6 protein-coding genes are annotated in these 18,983 nt (G+C 66.4%); 2 read left to right on the top strand and 4 right to left on the bottom strand.

What is annotated here, in order from left to right:
• Positions 1-221, bottom strand: a 221-nt coding sequence (locus tag LDL21_RS24530; RefSeq protein ID WP_225281926.1) for a hypothetical protein, incomplete at its 3' end; no start/stop codon positions are given.
• A 132-nt stretch (positions 222-353) separates the two neighbouring features.
• On the opposite strand from LDL21_RS24530, the gene LDL21_RS24525 reads away from it, so the two are divergent.
• Together LDL21_RS24525 and LDL21_RS24520 are read left to right on the top strand one after the other, a co-directional pair.
• Positions 354-10,910: a toxin glutamine deamidase domain-containing protein gene (locus LDL21_RS24525; RefSeq protein WP_225281925.1), complete on the top strand. Its 10,557-nt coding sequence runs from the start codon at positions 354-356 to the stop codon at positions 10,908-10,910.
• Positions 10,900-11,850: a hypothetical protein gene (locus LDL21_RS24520; protein ID WP_225281924.1), complete on the top strand. Its 951-nt coding sequence runs from the start codon at positions 10,900-10,902 to the stop codon at positions 11,848-11,850. Before LDL21_RS24525 ends, LDL21_RS24520 begins: the two co-directional genes overlap by 11 nt.
• 83 nt (positions 11,851-11,933) lie before the next feature.
• Here LDL21_RS24520 and eccCa read toward each other — a convergent pair whose 3' ends face one another.
• From eccCa to eccD, 3 genes are read right to left on the bottom strand one after another with little or no spacing between them, the layout of a single operon-like run.
• On the bottom strand, positions 11,934-15,986 hold the full coding sequence (eccCa, locus tag LDL21_RS24515; RefSeq protein WP_225281923.1) for a type VII secretion protein EccCa: 4,053 nt from the start codon (positions 15,984-15,986) through the stop codon (positions 11,934-11,936).
• A gap of 15 nt (positions 15,987-16,001) precedes the next feature.
• Complete coding sequence (gene mycP, locus LDL21_RS24510) at positions 16,002-17,450, bottom strand: type VII secretion-associated serine protease mycosin (protein WP_225281922.1); 1,449 nt, start codon at positions 17,448-17,450, stop codon at positions 16,002-16,004.
• Positions 17,447-18,922 (bottom strand): type VII secretion integral membrane protein EccD, encoded by a 1,476-nt coding sequence (eccD, locus tag LDL21_RS24505; RefSeq protein ID WP_225281921.1) that lies wholly within the window; start codon positions 18,920-18,922, stop codon positions 17,447-17,449. The genes mycP and eccD overlap by 4 nt, the downstream gene beginning before the upstream one ends.
• Between the last annotated feature and the right edge of the window lie 61 nt (positions 18,923-18,983).

The following is an 18,983-nucleotide window of genomic DNA, read 5'->3' as shown; positions in this document are numbered from 1 at the left end:
CCGCCGCCGATGACGCCAAGGCCCTCGTTCCCGAACTCGAAGCCGTTGTCGGCACCGTCAACGCCGCCTACCCCCAAGGCCGCGGCGGCGAATCCATCCTCGAATGGATCCAACCCCTCATCGACGGCCAAGGCCCCGACAAAAACGGATCCCTCGCTCACCTCGCCGACCACTGGACCAAACTCGCTGCCGCCGCCGACTCCGGCGGCGACCAACTCCAAGCCGCCAAACTCAACTTCTACATCGCCGGCGCCTGGCTCCTCACAGAACTCGCCTGGGCCGCCGCCGCCGGACCCGGCGCACCACTAGCCCACGCCATCGTCATCGCCCAAGCCCGAAAACTCTTCACCTGGATGGGCAACCGCCTCGCCAGAGCCATCGCCCACACCGTCGCACGCAACGTCACCGAAGAAGTCCTCGAACGCATCAGCGTCAAACTCGTCTACGAAATCGTCCAAGAATCCCTCGTCGAACTCGGACAAGGCACCAGCCAAGAACTCGCCGTCCAACACATCCAGAACACAACCGGCCACATCAACGGCTACGACTGGAAAGCCGTCGGACTCAACGCCGGCATCTCCGCCATCGCCGGCGGCGTCGGCGGCGCCGCAGGCTTCGGCCTCGGCCGCAAACTCCCCACCACCAACGGCGGCTGGACAGGGGCCCGCAACGGCGCCACCACTGGCGCGGGCGCAGGCCTCGCCGGCGCGACCGCCGCCTACCTCGTCACCGGCGCCTTCACCGGCCAATGGGACTTCGACCCACGCTCCTTCACCGGCGGCGCCGCCTCCGGCGCCGGCCCCTCCGCCATCCACGGCTACCGCGGACACACCGACAACGCCGGACCCATGAATTACACCGGCAACACCACCCGCACGGGAAGCCCCAGCCCTACGAACAACACCGAAACCAACACAGGCAACGGCAACGGCGCAGGATCGGGCACCGCCGGCACCACGAACGACACCGACACCACCGATGCCAGCGCCTCATCTACAGCCGATCCCGCCGAATCCGTTCAGAACTCGTCCTCCACATCACATACCAGCCAACCCGCCGAACAAGCAGCCACCGTCCCAGCCGGACTCGGCACAGACGCCGCGACCGAACCATCCATCGCTGCCGGACCCACCACCGAGTCCATCCAATCCCCCACGGTTACCCCACAAATCGGCACAGCATCGGCCGAGACCACCACAAACCCCGTCGCAGGCGACTCGCCCACCCATCCAGCAAACGAGACGACCGGTTCCGGCTCGCCGAGCGGCACGACGACGGAACCGGACAACGGCGCTCCCACCTCGCCGGGCGTGACGGCCGAATCCTCTGTCACCAGCGACGTCGGAGACTCGGCACCGACGACCACCAGCGGTGCGATGCCCGCCACGGGCGTCGATTCCACACCGGTTCAGGCCGATACACCCTCGTCCGCAGAACCGAGCACGCCCACTGCGACAACAGCGATCAAACAGAGTTCCGCACCTCAGGTCGGCGCACCGCCCGCAGCAACGGTCGCAGGGTCGACGCAGACGAACTCTCCTGCAACGCCCACACCCAGCGGCGGATCGGCCCCCGAGGCACGTATTCGACGCAGACCATCCCGCCCGGGCGTCACTCCCGATACCACGCCGAACCCGATACCAGCGTCCACCGTCGACTCAGCGTCGCGTGGTGGACGGGTGCCGGAACCGCTCGCGGGAGCGAACACCACCCCGATCGACGTCCCTCTGCAGGCACAGGCGACGGAAATCGAATCCCCCACCAGCTCATCCGATCCCGCGATCATCGACGACACCGAGAATCGCGTCCCGCCGACGCCGCCCACCACCACACCACGATCAGAACCGGCTACGACGCCCGAACCCACAGCTCCACCCGGTGCAGGGGTCGAACCAGCCGACATACACGTACCTGCCCACGGCCGAATCGATGACGACGGCGCCGGCCGAGCGGAACAACCGAACCCCGACGATCATCGAACACATCGGGCCGAGCGAAACCAGCTCGACGACAACGTAGCCGGAGATCGTCGTACCCCTGAACCGGGCACGACTCCATCCCAACCCGCCCGACCGGAGAGCGGCGGCCTGCCAGATCCTGCGCGCGCGGACACACGCATCGAACCCAGCCTCCACTCGATCCGATTCGATCTCTCCGAACAGACACTGCGTCGTGTCGAATCGCTTGCGCGAGAACGTGACCAGCTGATGGATACGATGCGCACCGAGTCGGCGCTCGCCTACGACGATCCGCGCATCCAACAGGCCGCGGTCAAGACCGCGGCGGCCGCCGCACTCGCAGGCGCCGACTATCTCACCGCGATCGGTGCGGAGTTGGTGACCGAGCGCGTCGCGCTGCTGCGTTCCGAGCCGACCCGGATCCTGCTTCTCGCCAACGGCGACATCCCGGACCGATCACGGATGCAGCAATTGCTTACCAAAGCTCTGACGAGCAGCCCAGAGTTGTCCGCCGCGCTGGCACGTCCCGACACCCGGGTCGAATTTCTCCGCGTCCTGCTCGCCGATTCGGCAGCTCATATCCGAGTCCTCCGCACTGAGACCGCCGCCGACGTGGCGGCCTGGATCGAGGCCGGGCCACTGTCGAGTGCCGACCCGGATGCGAGTCACGCCGACGCGGTCGAGAATCTGGTCAGCCAACGCGACGCGCTCAATCACGAGCGTCACCTGCAACGGATCAAGCGGGACGAGCGGGCCGAACGCTTCGGGATCGATGACCCCGCGCAAGCCCTGAGCGCGAGCAATATCGAGACGACCATTCGCCGGCTGTCCGACAGCATCGTCGGTCGCGAGTACGTCGGTGCGCGAGTGGACCTCGACGACTACACCGTCGCCGAGGAGGTCTCGGAGGAGACCTTGATCGACCGGCGCAAGGAGATCGCCAAACTTCAGGCGGCCGCGTGGCGAGTGGTCAAACTGGACTGGGACTGGTCGGCTTACAGCCGACGGATCTTCGAGTCGACCGGCGAAACCAACGACACAGCGATCTCCCCCGCGGTGCTCACGGAACTGGATGCCCTGGCCCTGGCGCGGGTCGAGGCCACTGTCGCCGTCGAACCGTACCGGGTCATGCGCGACGACATCACAGCCCGACTGGCCGAGGACAACATCGGGCCGCTGGGACGTCAGCACCTCACCGAGCTGCTCGCCGAGGCCACGCACCGAGTCGAACTGGCCGAGAACGCGATCGGCCGCGTTCTCGACCAGATGTCACTGCTGCGCGGTGCGGGCCGATCCGAGGTGCTCGAGCAGGGCGGTCGGATGCTCACCGAGCGCGTCGGCCTCGTCCCCGGTGAGACCCCACGCCTGATCGTGTTCGCCGCCCGCGAGGCATCGGACACCCCGCTGCACGAGTTGGACACAGCCCTCGAATCGGCCCTCCTCCGGTCCCCGGCGGCGGCGATCGCATTTCGTACGCCCGCCACGAGTATCGAGTTCAAGCGCGTGCTCGCCGACGAAAACGGCGGGTGGCGACTCGCCGACGTGCCGTCCCCGCAGCGGCTCATCGCCGAGCCACAACGAACCCGCCTCGCCCAGCACATGCCCGCGACGATCGTCGGCTGGCTCGACGCCACCGGCAATCATCGGTTCGTCGACGAGACCAAGCCGTGGACGACGGGCCACAGCCGCGAACCGGAGTGGTTCGGCGACGGCAAGGAACGCGACCCGACCAAGGAGCCGCCGAAGGGAATCACCGGCTGGGCGATGGATCCGCTCCAGACGTCGGTGCTCGGCAATTTCGAAACGCTCCCACCGGGACACGTATTCACCGAGCTCACGCCTGCCCTGCCGGGCGCGCCGGATCACTTCGAAGTACCGATGGATGTCTACTCGTCACCCATCGACGGCCTGCTCTACAACGCCGCCCGCCTGGTGCTGGAGACGGTCGGCGTGTTCGCGGGAATGCGGCTGCGTCGCGATCCGCTCAATCCCGCGCGACTGATGGTCACCTTCAAATGGCACCGTCAGCTGAGTTGGTTCGCACGCAGAACCAACCCCGACTACCGGCCGCCCATCGATGTCCAGCCGCGTATCCATCAGTGGGACGCAGCCGAGCACGCCACGGTCCTCGATCCGCCGTCCATCCCGCTGCAAGAGCGCGAGCGTGCGGAACAACAGGCATGGGCTCGTGTCCAGGAATGGGCGGATACGGAATATCGTCGATTCCGTGCCGGCGATCACGATATCGATCGCATCGTCGCCAACCTCGCGGCACGCGACGAGGATTATCGAATCCGGCACGCGGACAAGGTCATCGACAAAGTACAGGCGACCATCGCACGGCTGAATCCTGACTTCGGCCGAGCCAACGACGAAACCCTCGCGAAACTCACCGACTGGGTCGCCGAACAACTACACGAGGACTTCCGCGAGCAAGCGCCGGACATCGTCGACGCCATCGTCCATCGCGAAACGAGTATCGCCGGTACGGTTGCCGATCGCCTCGCCGGGTCGACCTTCTCGCACAGCGAGATCACGCAGATCAAGAACTATCTGATGCGCGATCTGCATCTGGCGATCGATCGTCGCACCGGAGATCCGGTGCGGCAGCGAATGGATGCCGTCGCGGATATCGCGGAAGCCTGGATTCGGCTCGCGTACGGCGTACCGGTGGACGAGGACATCCTGCTGCTCCGCAACAGCTCGGCCGGCAGCCGGTATCTCGCCGAGAACCCGGACGCGCTGTGGCGCGAGGCTGATCGGCACGCCATCGGTCAAGGCTTCGACTGGAACAACCATCGTCCGCATGCCGCGCCGTGGCGCATCGACATCAAATACGCGCCTCAACCGCTCGAGGCCCCGAGTTCACCACTCCCCCTCTCACGTCGGGCTACCGCACCGGATCCGACACCAGCGATCCCGTCCGAGCCCGGGGCGAGACCGACAGCGTCGCTATCCGGTCTCCTGGCGCGGGCCGAGGCGGCCGAAGCCGAGCAGCGCAGGGCCGCCGCCCGAATTTCCGAGATCGCCGCTGCGGTAGCCGGTCCGGTGACACCGGGCCCGAGCCCGCGCGCACTCGGTCGCAGTGTCATCGACCACATCGATGCCGAGCTGACGCGCCCGGAACCGGAACCGAACACCGTGCCGACCGGCCCGGACGACATGGTGCGCTCGGTCTGGGAGCGCTTGGCGCGCGACCGGGAGCACGAGCGCCTGGCAGGCGTCCGGGCCGATGTCGAGCAACAGCTCACCCGCTACCTGGATGCACGCGCCGCTGAACGCGAGCTTCGTCGTCAACTGCACGACGTCGCCGCAGGCGAGGCATTACGGGCAGCCGGCGCACGGGTGCTTGCCGACCGGATCGGCATCATCGACGGAGACGTCCCTCGCGCGCTCGTCCTGAGCACGAACTCCGCAACCGAGCCCCTCGTAGACGACCAAGGCTGGCGGGGACTCACAGACGCCGACACCGAGATCACTTTCAAGCGGGTAGTACTCGACGACGCGGGACGACCACACCTGGTCGATTGGCAGGTGCCGCGCGAGGACGGACGGTATCGCACCGCCAATGAGCGCCTCGACGTCATCGAAGGAAGCGCGCGCCGCCGGATCGACGAGATCGCGCTTACCGCAACATCTTCCGTCAGGCAATTCGTGGTCGATCCCGCGTTCGCAGAGCGGATCGAAGAGGCTCGACAGCAGGCGATCGCCCGACTCGCGGCCGCCCGCCAGTCGGCCGTGTCGGAAATGGCCGAAGGCCCCGATGTCCGGCCTGTGCAGGCAGGTGCGCATCTGACCGCCGAACTTTCCGACGTCGTACACGAATTCACCGCAACGGTCGCACAGGAGCAACAAGCCCACGAGATTTCTCGCGCACCGGACGCCACCTGGTTCTACGGCACCCCCCGTCCGCACACGACCTCACCGCAGGTCGCCGCGACGATCACCGACCAGACCGCCCAGGCCGCCCGGGCGATACGGCGCGCGAAGTCGGCCGCTGACGCACTCACCGGAATTCACAGCGCACTCGACAACGGCGCTACGGCAACCGGGCCACGCGTCACCCGCGACCGGATCGATCAGCACATCGAGACGGCGATCGCCGCAGCGCGGGAAGCAGTCGGCCGCGACGGTGCACCGCAGGCCGACCAGATTGCCCTCTATCAGGAAATCCGCGCCCTCAACTCGCTGAAAAGCGCAGCGGCAGAGCATCTCTCGTCCTACCTCTCGGCGCGCGCCGAAGCCCAACGATTGTCGGACGCGGCCACTGAACTGGCCATCGCCGATGTCCTCGCCGCGGCAGGCGTCACCCAGGCTGTCCAAGGGATCGGTGTACTGCCGGGGGCGCCCGGCCGCATACTGGTCACCTTCGAGGGAGCCGATCCACACCTGAGCGCCCTGTCGGCCAAGGACCATCGGCAACGACTAGCACGCGGTGAACAGCTTCTTTTCCAACGTGTCTTCGTCGACGAACACGGCCAGGTGCATGTCGTCGACGCCGAGCTTCGCGGCGGCACACGCGACGATGGACTCGATACTCCGGTCAGAGGCCCGAACTCGGGCGGGTCGCCATCGATCACTCACACCACTGTGGCCGTGACACCCACGGCCCCTGCGGTGATCACCGGTCCGCACTACGACATCATCCGCGGGCCGACCAACGACGACGCAGCTTTCGAACTGCGCATCCGGCTGCGACTCGAGCTGGATCCGTCCGAGTCCGGCGAACTGGCCCAGTCGATCGTGGACGCGGCGCAGAGCATCGTTTTCGGGCCCGGAAAATGGTATTCACCACTCACTGGCGAGCCCTATCAGTTCACTCTGGACCCGGTCGATTCGCCCACCGCGCACCTGCGCCTCGGTCTACCTGCCGAGACGACCGATATCGGCGACGCCGCGCGGCTGCTCGCAGTCGCCCTACGCGATCACCTCGGCCTGCCTCCGACAAGCTCCATGTCGAATGGGCTCACCGTCGACGAGGGTGATGTCGAGGCACTGACGAGGGAAGCCCGGTTGGGCGGCCTCCGGCTGGCGGTCCCGGACGCCCACTACGCGTTCATGACCACCAGGGGGCGAGAAACGCTGGCGCCACTGGAAAGTCGGTCCCTGCAGGCCGCGCTGGAACAGGCGGCTCGCGTACCCGAAGGCGGATATGTTCGTGGGTTCGATCCACGAACCAGCGCGGTTGCCGACCTGATCAACCCTGGCGGCGACACCGCGCCCGGTCGCGGCGGCAACTGCTGGGCAGTTGTGGCGTCGGCGTTGCTGACTTTTCTCGGTGATCCGCAAGTCGCGCCGCCCGTGCGCGGCGACAGGGCTGCCGGGACCGCGGCCACCATGGCTGATTGGTTACGCGCGGGCCTCATGTCATGGGGCAACCGAGAAATCGACCCGTCTTCGTTCGAGATGCTGCAGCGACAAGTAGCCGAACTCGGGCCCGGTTCCGCCGCACCAGTGTTCGTCGGTTGGCAGGACACGGACCAGGACGGCAATCTGGAGTACCGTGCGGACGGAACCCCCGTCCTCATCGGCCACGCCCTCCTCGTTGTATATCCCCTCGACGCGCCCCATCCGGTGTGGTGGTGCCCGCAGGAACAAGCCACCTGGGATCGGCCCCCGAGCAAATACGTCGAGAACGCGCGAATCCTGACCGCCATTCCGCTACTACCCGATGGGACAGCCGCACTTGAATACACCGATCCGAACGCCGGAGGAAGCCCAGCAGTACATTATCCGAGCTCTGCGGCTCACCGACCCCGTGTCGGTCTACCCGTTCGAGTACGGCTGGATAGCGACGTTGGTACTGCCGACCCCGGCGGACCCACTGGACATGCCGGCCGGAACTCCCCGATTCATTCTGAACTCCCGAACCGGAGTGATCACCAGCCTTCCGAGCTCGGCGAAGAATCCCTTGATCGACCGATACATCGAGGCGATGAAAACTGGGGCACCACTACCCGGGCACCAGCTGTACCCACCGCTCACGCGGGTACACCTGCAACTGACGTCCAACGAAATAATGCAGGTCCGCTACCTGATCCGGCTTCAGTCCCTGTCCGAGGACAGCGCACCGGCCCCGGGATACCTGCTGACGATCGACAAGCTGGACTCGGAATACAGCCCGACGTCGCTTCTCGACACTCGAGCAGCGGATTGGATTCTGGAGCAGCGAGCCCGGACGGGCGACTGGCCGGAGACGGGCGTACTGGAGATCTAGATCGTGGCGATCAATACGCGCCGGCCGAAGATACAGCCGATCGGCACGACCTCGCCCCTGGCGCCTCACCCCTGCCCGATATAGCCGGAACCCGGGAGTTCGGACCGGGACGCATAGCGCCGTTGGAAACGGCGGCGTATCAGGAAGCGGTGGAGCGAACAGCGGGCGGTAGAGCCGGATTCGATCCGCGGTCCGATCCGGTGCCGATCAACGACGGTGGCATGTCGGTTCCGGGTCGCTTCACCAACTGCGTCGAATGTGTGATGGCAGGCCTGTCGTCGTTCTTCGGACGACCGACAGTCGCCTTCCCTCGTGAGATCCAGCTCCGCTCGGACGGCACCCAGGGCTACACCAGCGGGGAGAGTCCACAGCGGGTCGCGCAATGGGTCGGCGCGGAGCTGCTGCACTTCGACCCCGCGCTCGATGTCACCGAGCACTATCAGCAATTGCACGACCTGATCACCGAACTCGGGCCCGGCTCCGCCGCATTCGTCGCCACCCGCTGGCAACGGATCGACGGGGCCGGCCGGCGGGCGTTCCGGTCCGACGGCAGCCGAGTTCTCAAAGGTGGACATGCCAGCACCGTCGTGTTCCCGCTCGAAGCCGACGGCCCGGTGTGGTGGGATCCGCAGTCGGGTGCCACCGACGACCATCCGTCGGCGAAGTTTCTCTCCGATGCCGGCCAACTACGAGTCATCGTCCTGCGACCCGACGGGAGCATCTACCGTGCCGAAACCGATCCGAACCGAGGCCGAAGCCGAGACCTACCTGTCGACAGCACTTGGCCACGGCCGGAAATGGCAGCTCGTCCCGGCGGAGTTCGGCTGGATCGCCTCACCGGAACCGACGGACCAGGAACTCGCGGACGAGGAGTACATGAGCCTACCGATGCTGGTGCTGGACAACCGGACTCGGCAGATCCTCCAGTATCCGAGTTGGTCGGAGCGAGCGGTGGCCGAGAGTTACCGAGAATCGATGAGATCGGGTATGCCGCCGACCGGGGTGCAGATCTACCCGCACCGCGTCCGGTTGCGTCTGACACTGCGGCGACACGATCCGGCCGAGCTGGAATACCTGATCCGGGTCGAGTCCCTGGAGTCACCGAAGGCACCGGTGACGGAGTACTCGATGCTGATCGACCAGCGCACCGGTCATCACCGACCGACATGCGAGGAATCGGCACACGCGGCAGCGTGGATACGCATGCGGAACCACAGCGAGAGCAGTTGGCCGACCCACGGGACAGTCGTGTACTGAGTCCCCTCGTCGCCGAAGCCCACGCACAGTACGGATCAGACACCGAAGCCGGCGTCGCGCACCATTCCGACGACCCGGCGATGGCCGATCTCGCGGACCGCGTACGCCGCGACGACCGGTACTTCACCGCCGATGTCCACCTCGACCACACCGGCTCGGCGGTGATCGGCGGGCGGCGCTTCGCCCCGGAGGAGTACGGCGACCTGCTCAGGCACCACACCCGGTGGGACGGACGAACGCCCATCCGTCTCATCGGCTGCGACGCCGCCTCCGTCTCCTTCGCCGCCCGCCTGGCTGCCCATCTGGGCACAGACGTCCTGGCACCGACAGCCCGCGCATGGACCGACGAACATGGCCGCGTCTACACCAGCGGCTTCGAGATCGACTCGACCGGCAACCGCCGCCCGCGCATCCCACCCGATGGCCAATGGATAACCCATCACCCCGACGGCACAACCACACGCACCACCACTGACGGCTTCGCGCCCAGAACCCCTGCGACGGACCGCTCGTCACTCGACCCGAACAGTGCCCGTGAGCGCGGTTGGCGCGACCGCTTCCGCAGTCGACCCGGGTCTGCACAGGATGCCTCGACCGAGACTGCCACCACAGACCCCCACCAGCCCTCGCCCGCCGCCACACCTGAGCACCCGAGCCGCGAGTCGAGCACCTCGCAGTCGGTCGCCGAGCCGACGAATGCGACGCAGCAGCCGCCGGCCGATGTGCCGTTCACCCTGTCAGCGGCGCCGACCGTCGCCGAATCGGCGGCTGTGGACTACGTCGCACCCGACCTCTCCGCGATGCCGCCGCTGCGTGATTTCGTCGAGGGATCGAGCGACGACGAGCTCATGAGCATCCTCTCCGCGATGAACGGCCGTTACGGGCCCTTCGACGTGCGGATCGATGAAGCCGAATATCATGATGTCGCCAACCTCCCCACTATGGAGGCTCGATTCGATGTGAAAGCCACGGTCCACGACCCCGAATCCGGGAATATCGGCAGAATCGAATACTTCATCTATCTCAACGACGATGGAGAACTAGTCCTCTTCCACCAGCTCATCAAGCTGAACGATTCCGCTCGAGGCAAGGGGTTCGCCGGCCACTACACGCTTGCCATGAACGCATACTACCGACGCTCCGAACTGGATGTTGTCGAAATAAAGGCGGGGCTGAGCGAGGGCGGCTACGTGTGGGCCCGGCGAGACTTTCTCTTCGATCCGTCACCCAGCAAGTTGAAGAGTTCGATCCAGAACATATTGAAAAGAATTCGCTCCGTCTACCCTCGGTGCTCACCTGCGGAACAGGTGGTCTTGGATGAGATGACGAAGCGACTCTCCACCCGTACCGGCGATATCGACCACTACCCCAAGCCGAGGGAGATCGCCGATCTGGCAGGCGACGACGGAACGCTTGGAAAGCGAATCTTACGAGGCTCCGAATGGTGGGGCAGGATCGAGTTGAACCATGGACTCTGACGACCTGGAATTCATCGCCGAGCGCGACAAGGCGATGTCGGATCATTTTGCGGACTTCGTCGAACGAAACGGTCTGAGCTCGGACCGCTCGCTGTGGCCGGAAGATCTCGAAGTGGAGTTCTTCGTCCAGCGGACGGAGCTGGAATCCACGTGGCACCAGAAGGCCGACATACGCGCCGAGCGGCGCAGAGCCTTCACCGAATCTCCCCGTGTCGCCCCGGTCTTCGACGGGCACGAAGAGGGTGGTCGCCCATTGCACCGACGCCCGCTGCTGAAGAAGCTGCACCAACCCCTTCTGAACTACCTGGAATCCGCCCCCATCATCTGGTCGGAACCAGGGTTCGGCGAGGACGAATTCGCGCCGGGCGCATTCGACGTACCGCTGAACTACCGCACCGACGGAGCCTGGATCTGGGCCGGCGCCGTCCCCCACTACTTTCGCAAGCACGGCTTTCCACCGGCCCGCGAACTCAAGCGACACATCATCGACAACGAGTTTCCCCCAATCGCCGTCGACGACGACAGACTGTCGCACGCCAGGGAAGTCGTCGCACGGCTCCGGACATCAGGAGTCGGCGTTCCGCGTCTGGCACACGTCTACGACGGACGTGGCGCCGACGGCAGGCCTGTCGCCGACCGACCACCCGTGCCCCACGAGATCCTCACACCCCTGCTGACCTACCTCGAGTCAGCCCCGATCATTCTGTCCGCCCGCAGTTTCGACGCCGATGAATTCGTCCCCGGCGACCACGATGTCCCCTTGAATTTCCATACCGACGGCACCTGGATTTGGTCCGGCGCCGTTCCGCATTACCTGCGCAAACACAGGTTCCCCCCGGAACCCGGGCTGATCCAGCACGCCATCGACCACGGATTCCGAGTCGCTGAGGTCGATGACGAGACCGCACAGCGTGCCCTCACGGTGATCACCGAGCCATGAATTTCGCTCGGCCGCATCGCTATCCGGGCGTGCCAGGCCGCTCGGTGGCGAACTGGTTGACGGCACGTCACCTGTGCCTCTGCTTACAACGGCGGCAGATGTGCGATCTGAATCATCTCTTCCCCACGCGTACGCGAGACAAGAATGCCGCGTCCGGGCGGCAGCTTGGACGGGCGCACATCGCCGAAGATCCGCCCCTCGTCTCGTGGACCACTCATCACCAACGCGTCGACCGACATGTTCTTCATTGCACCGAGCACGCCGGCGAACAATGCTCGCGAGACACCACCGGCACGGCGGGCGATGACCAGGTGCAGTCCGATGTCACGCGCCTGGGGCAAGTACTCCAGCAAGGGAGCCAGCGGGTCTGAGGCTGGGCTGGCACCGGCCACCATGTCGTAATCGTCTACCACGACATACAACTCGGGCCCGGTCCACCAGTTGCGTTCGCGCAGTTGCTGCGGGGTGATGTCGTCGCCGGGCAGCCGGGTGCTCATGTAGTGCGCGATTTCCTTGACCAGTGTTCCCGCGGTCTGCGACGTCGACGAGTAACCGGCCAGGTGGGGCTCGTCCACCACGCCGAGCATCGTTCGCCGGTAGTCGATGAGAACTACCTTGGCGGCCTCCGGCGTGGAGTTCTCGATGATTCCCATCACGATGTTGCGCAGCAGGGTCGTCTTGCCCGATTCGACATCGGCGAAGGCCATGAAGTGCGGCTCGGTGCCGAAGTCGAGGACAAGTGGCTGCAGTTCGGATTCGCCGATGCCGACGATCACCCTGGTCGGGCCGAGCTGTATGCCCTCGGCGCGGGCTCGGTCGAGCAGTTCCGTGCGCTCGATCTGGTGTGACAGCATGCGCACCGCGGGCGCCCGGACGTCGCCGTACAACGCGACGAGGTCGGCTTTCGCGCGGGCCGCTCCGTCGGACACGGTCTGCGGGTCGGAGTCCGAGTCCAGGCGAGGTAGTGCGATCAGCAGGTGCAGCTGGTCTGCGGTTAGTCCTCGACCGGGACGGCCGACCGGAACCAGAACGGCTGCGCGGCGGCCCATTTCGGAATCGGACGGGTCGCCGAGCCGCAGCTCGATGCGGGTGCCGATCTGGTCTTTGACAACGGGGCGGATCTGCGCCCAGCGAGAAGCGGCGATGATCACGTGGATACCGTAGGAGAGCCCACGCTCGGCGAGGCCGTTGATCTGGGTCTCCAGCGACTCGAACTCCTCGCGGATCACGCTCCAGCCGTCGATGACGAGGAACACGTCGCCGAACAGGTCGTCGGCGAGCGGGTGGTCGGCGGGCAGCACCCCACCGTTCGCGGCGAGCGCGGAGAACTTCCGCCGCCGGAAGTCCGCCATCGATTCGATCCGCAGCGCGCTGAACCGTTCCTCGCGCTGGCGGGCCAGCGTGCTCAGTTCGGCGATGGTGCGCCGGACCAGGTCGACGTCTTGCCTGCCCGCCACCGAGCCCACGTGGGGAAGTCCGACCAGACCGGCCAGGCTGCCACCACCGAAGTCCAGGCAATAGAACTGCACCTGTACCGGTGAATGTGTGGCGGCCGCGGCCATGATGATGGTGCGCAGGGTGGTCGACTTGCCCGACTGCGGGCCACCGACCACCGCGATATTGCCCTGGGCGCCTGCGAGATTGAGGGTGAGAACGTCACGGCGCTGTTCGTAGGGCTTGTCGATGATGCCGATCGGCATCACCAGCTGACCGTTGCGGTTGACCGGCGAACGCCAATCGGGTTCGGGGAGCAGCATGTCGACCGACGGTGATTCCTCCAGCGGCGGCAGCCACACCTCATGAGCGGGGCGTCCGTGTCCGACAAGCCTTTTCACGACGACCTGGAGCAACGTGTCCGGCACGCCCTCGTCCGGTGAAGGTGGCAGCCCGAGTGGGTCGTCCAGGTCCGCAGGCTCCGGTGCCCGTTCGGGAAGTTCCGGCAACTCGACCGGCGCACCGGTGAAAACGCGGGCGGGCAGGTCGAGAACGACCTCACCGTTGGAGCGACGCGTGACGGTTCGCGGCGCGATGTAGGCGCCGGACACATAGGTCGCGTTGAATCGCAACGGGTCCGCCGAGTCGCTCTTCAGATAGGCCGAACCGGGGACGCCGGGGAGGTGATAGGCGTCGGTGATCCCGAGTACCGCGCGGGATTCGTTGGCGGAGAAGGTGCGCAGACCGATCCGGTACGACAGGTGTGAATCGAGGCCGCGCAGCTTGTTCTCCTCCAACCGCTGCGAGGCAAGCAGTAGGTGCACGTGCAGCGACCGGCCGAGCCGACCGATCATGACGAACAGGTCCGCGAAATCCGGCTTCTGCGAGAGCAGTTCGGAGAACTCGTCGACCACGACGAACAACGCGGGCAGTGGGTCGAGTGGCTGGCCTGCCGCACGCGCCTTCTCGTAGTCGTTCACATTGGCGAAGTTGCCAGCCGAACGCAGCAGCTCCTGACGACGGTTCATCTCACCGGCGAGCGCGTCCTTCATGCGGTCGACGAGTTCGAGTTCGTCCTCGAGGTTGGTGATCACCGCGGCCACGTGCGGAAGCGGGTCGAGGCCGAGGAAGGTCGCGCCACCCTTGAAGTCGACGAGCACGAGGTTCAGCTGGTCGGGCGAGTGTGTCGTGACCATCGAAAGCACCAGCGTCCGAAGGAATTCCGACTTGCCAGAGCCGGTGGCACCGATGCACAAGCCGTGCGGGCCCATACCGTTCTCGGCGGATTCCTTGATGTCGAGCTCGACCGGACTGCCGTCGGGTGTGATCCCGATCGGTACCCGTAGCCGCTCACGACCGGTGCGCGGCCGCCACACCTGGGCCGGGTCGATCTGGGCCGCGTCCGGGATCCGCAGCAAGGCCATCAGACCGGGATCGGTCGACCCCGACGTGTTGTCGCCGAGGCTGACGATCTGGGCCGCGGTGGCCAGCCGATACCGGGCAAGGTGCCTGGCGAACGTCGCGGCCTCCTCCACGGTGACCAGATCCGCGGTGGCGAATTTCTCCGTCCCGGCGGCGCTGCGCGCGAAGAGCTCATCCGCGACGGCCACCAGCTGCAACCCACGTCGAGCGGCCAGACCGTTCTCTGGCGCGGTCAGGTCGAAGACGGTGACCGCGTCCAGGCCCGATTCGCTGATCAGACGCTCGGAGCCGCTGACATACCCGTCGTCGATGACGACCACGAGATGCGAACGACCGTCGGGAACCTGGGAGTTGCGCATGAACCGGCCACGGTCGAGGAGCTCGTCGCCCATCGCGGTCTCGAGTTCGGCGAGGGATTGATACATCATCCGCGCCGATCCCATTCCGTCCTTCACGGTTGGATGCTGCAGATGCGGCAACCACTTCGCCCAGGACCACGCGGGCCCGTCGGCCTCGGCGCACACGATGGCGACAGACAGGTGGTCCGGCCCGTGGAAAGCGGTGAGCTCCATCAGCACCACCCGCATCAGGCCACGGGCGTCCTCGATCGAGCCGCCGACATTGATCGCCGGAAACGCGCGAAGCGATATCGCGGTCGGCAGCAGATGCACCACCGAATGGGTGCGCACGAAGCGTCGCAACGCGACGGTCGATACCGGCTCCAGATCCTCGAGTGGACCGGTCTCCGGGCGGGCCAGCTTGGTGGCGAGACGATGACTGCCCAGGCCGACCCGAACGTGCCCGAAATCGGGATCGTTGGGCCTGCGCTCCCACATCCGCCGGGTGCCGAGCAGCGACCGCAGGTCGGCGGGGGCCGGATGGCTCCAGATCAGGGTTTCCAGCTGCTTGTTACCCGTCCGGCGCACGTCCTTGCGGATCTGGTCGAGGTAGCGGAAATAGTCCTTACGCTCCTCGTTGAGCTCACCGGCCGCCTTCGGGCCGCCCCCGCGTCCCATGCCCGCGAACATGCCGACCATGGACATCAGCATCATCATCGGAAACATCATCATCATGGGATTGGCCAGCAGGTTGCGGCCCATCATCACGAACATCGCGAGCATGCCGACCACCGCGACGACCATCACCACCGGCATCAGCTTCAGCAGCATCGGGGTGGGAATCGGTCGCTGGATCTCCGGCGGCGGGCTCAGCGTCACTTCGCCCCCCGGTGCCCTCGGTGGTGCTATCCGTGGGCGTCTGACAAAACCTTCGGTAACCATGGTTCCCCCTCCGGGTTACGAATCAAATTCGGGCAGTTGCTCATTCGCCTGCCTACGCCGGTACGGCGCCGCGGCCGCGAAGCCGATCACCAGACCGCTCAGGCAGGCCAACGACCCGAAGACAGCGATGCGCCGAGGCCATGGGCTCTCGGCCGCGGGTGGCGGCGGCGGCACATACGCCTGCGGGCTCTGCGCGTTCGCGCTGATCGGCAGATCGGGCAACTGGTCGGTCAGTGCGGCGGTCGGATCGATGAGGCCCGCACCGATCCGGTCGTCGCGGCCCGCACCCGGCTGGTGCGCCGTCCGGACGATCCGGTCGATGACCTGCTGCGCAGTCAGATGCGGAAACCTCGCCCGCACCAGCGCCGCCAGGCCGGCGACATAAGGTGCGGCGAAACTTGTCCCCTCGATCGTGGCCGGTCCCTCCGATGTCTCGACGGCATCGACCAATCCGGTACCGCCCGGCTTGCTGTCGAGGGAAACGATCTGCCTGCCGATCGCGGCGACACCGATCCACGGGCCGTTGAGCGACAGCTCCGACGGTGCCCCGCTCGGATCCACCGACGCGACCGCGAGCACATACGGCGAGAACCAGGCCGGGCTCGCGATCGTCTTCACGCTCCCCCAGCCGGTGCCGTCGTTCTGCGCCGCACACCCACCGTCGCTCTGCACATTTCCGGCGGCCGCGACCACCACCACATTGCGCTCGTAGGCGTAACGAACGGCGGCACCGAGCGCGCCGTCGGCGGTGTCGCTACCGGCCGCCGCACAGGCGACCTCGGAGATATTGATGACCGTCGCACCGAAATCGACAGCGCGCACGACCGCCCCCGCCAGCGTGAGCACGTTTCCGTAGCCGGAGTCGTCGATGGTGCCCGGTGGCGGGTCGCCCCGCTTGTTCTTGGCCTGGTACGCGAGACTGAGCTGTCTGATGGTCAGGATCTCGGCCTCGGGCGCCACCCCGACGAAGGCGTCGTCCGGGCTCGGCCGCGCGGCGATGATGCCCGCGACCAGGGTGCCGTGACCGTCGCAGTCCACTGTTCCGTCGGAATCGGCGACATAGTCCCCACCGCTCTGCAGGGCTGGCAGACGCGGATGCCGATTGACTCCCGTATCGATGACAGCGACCTTCTGACCGGCACCTCGACTGAACTGCCAGGCCGACTCGAGGTCGAGAACACGTTGCGCGACAGGTGCTTCCTTCGGCGGTGAGCCGATCAGGCGGGGCTGAGCGCAGACCGTTCGCTGCTCCGTCGGTTCGAGCGGTGCGGCCCGTCCGCTGATGTCCTGGGCGACACCGAGCGCGGCGGAGTCGATTCCGGGCGGCAGAATCGTCGGCAACAGCGGTGCGGCGGCGGCCTGCTGTCCGCCGAGCTGCGCCACGATCGGTGTCGATGCCACGAGAAGTGCTGCCGCACAAATCATTCGCACTCTTGTGCGGCGTGCGGGTACTCGGCGCGTCATAGATTTCGGGCGATCGAATACACATCCATGATCCACACCACCAGCGGCACCATCGAGATGATCAGGATGTATTCGAAGATCTCGATGGCGCGCTGCGTCGGCGGGGTCGCCTCGGTGTGCGGCCCGAGGACACCGAACACCACCGAGCCGATCGCGAACAACAGCAGCAACCCGACCGAGGTCAGCAGCATGTCCGAGTCGCCGAGCGCCAGCGTGACGATCAGCGCGATGAAGCTCAGGCAACCGGCGGTGATCATGACGCATGCCTGGGCCAGGTCCGCGAACGAGCGGCCACGCAGGCAGAGGATCGTCGCGGTGACAACCGCCAGGGCGATTCCGGGGCGCCCCGCGTCACCGAACGGGTCGGCCGCGACGACTGCGGCCGCTGCCGCGACGAACGCGGCGGCGGCGACGATTCCGGTCTGAAAGTTGTTGGCGTATCGGGCTCTGAGGCCGAGGCCGGTCGCCGAGGGCAGCACGGTCGCACCGATCGCGCCGATGCCCTCGATCGTCGGGCGCGGCTCGTGGTCGGCCGGGTCGATCGCCGCGCCGGCCGTGGGGACTGGTGGGATGGGCAGCTTGGCGAAGCCCGCCGCCAGCCTCGCCGCCGCGGAGAAGAGCACAGTCGCACCGACCACGAGCCCGGCGGCGATCGAGTCGAGACTCGGCTCCCAGAACAACCGGACCGCGGCCGCGACGGCACCGAGCGCACTCACGGTCCCGGCCGCGGCGATCATCGTCGTCCCCACCCGCGCGAGGCGATAGCAGCCGATCGCGGCGACGAAAGTGGCTGTGCAGCCGAGCAGAACGTGCGGCGCGCCAAGGGCTCCCGGCACGATCAGCGCGCCCGTCCCGAAAACCAGCAGCAGCGTGTACAGCACCAGCATGGCGCCGACGAACTCGGCACCGAGCTTGCGCACAGCGATCACCGCGGCGACCAGCGAGCCGATCGCCCCACCGGCCAGCATGATCGGCGCGATCAGGTCGGCGCCCTGGCCACGGGTCAGCGCGGAAAGCCCGAGACCGGCGACGATCGCGATCGCGGCGAGGACCAAGCCGACCAGCCGCGCCGCGTCGGCCGACCAGCCATGGAACACCTCGGCGGTCAGCCGGGAAACGGCATCGATGACATCGTCGAACAACGCCGGCGATTCGGTCGAGGCTACCGACCGCAACACCAGCAGCTCACCGTCGAAAACCTCTGCCTCGGACAGTGTCTGGTTGGGCGCGAGCGCGTCGCGGCCGAGCCGGGCGAGCGTGTGGTGACGCGCCTCCAACGGCGCCGCGCCGTCCTCCTGATCGGGCTGCTGCGGATCCCGTGACTCGATCAGGGCCACCAGGTCGTCGATGAATGCGATGATCGGAACATTTGCCGGTAGGCCGACGTCGAGCTGGGTGTTTCCCCCGATGACGGACACACGGCACAATTCGGGTTCGGTGGTTCCCAGGCCACCGCTCGATTGTGCTGACACTTGCTAACTACTCCCCCTGCATGTCAGGTTTGCCCGAATCGGGCAATCGTTCATAATGTAT

It is taken from the genome of Nocardia rosealba, assembly GCF_020216065.1.
Lineage (GTDB): Bacteria > Actinomycetota > Actinomycetes > Mycobacteriales > Mycobacteriaceae > Nocardia > Nocardia rosealba.
Note: the sequence above shows the minus strand (reverse complement) of the source record. Positions and strands in the feature narration are given on the sequence as shown.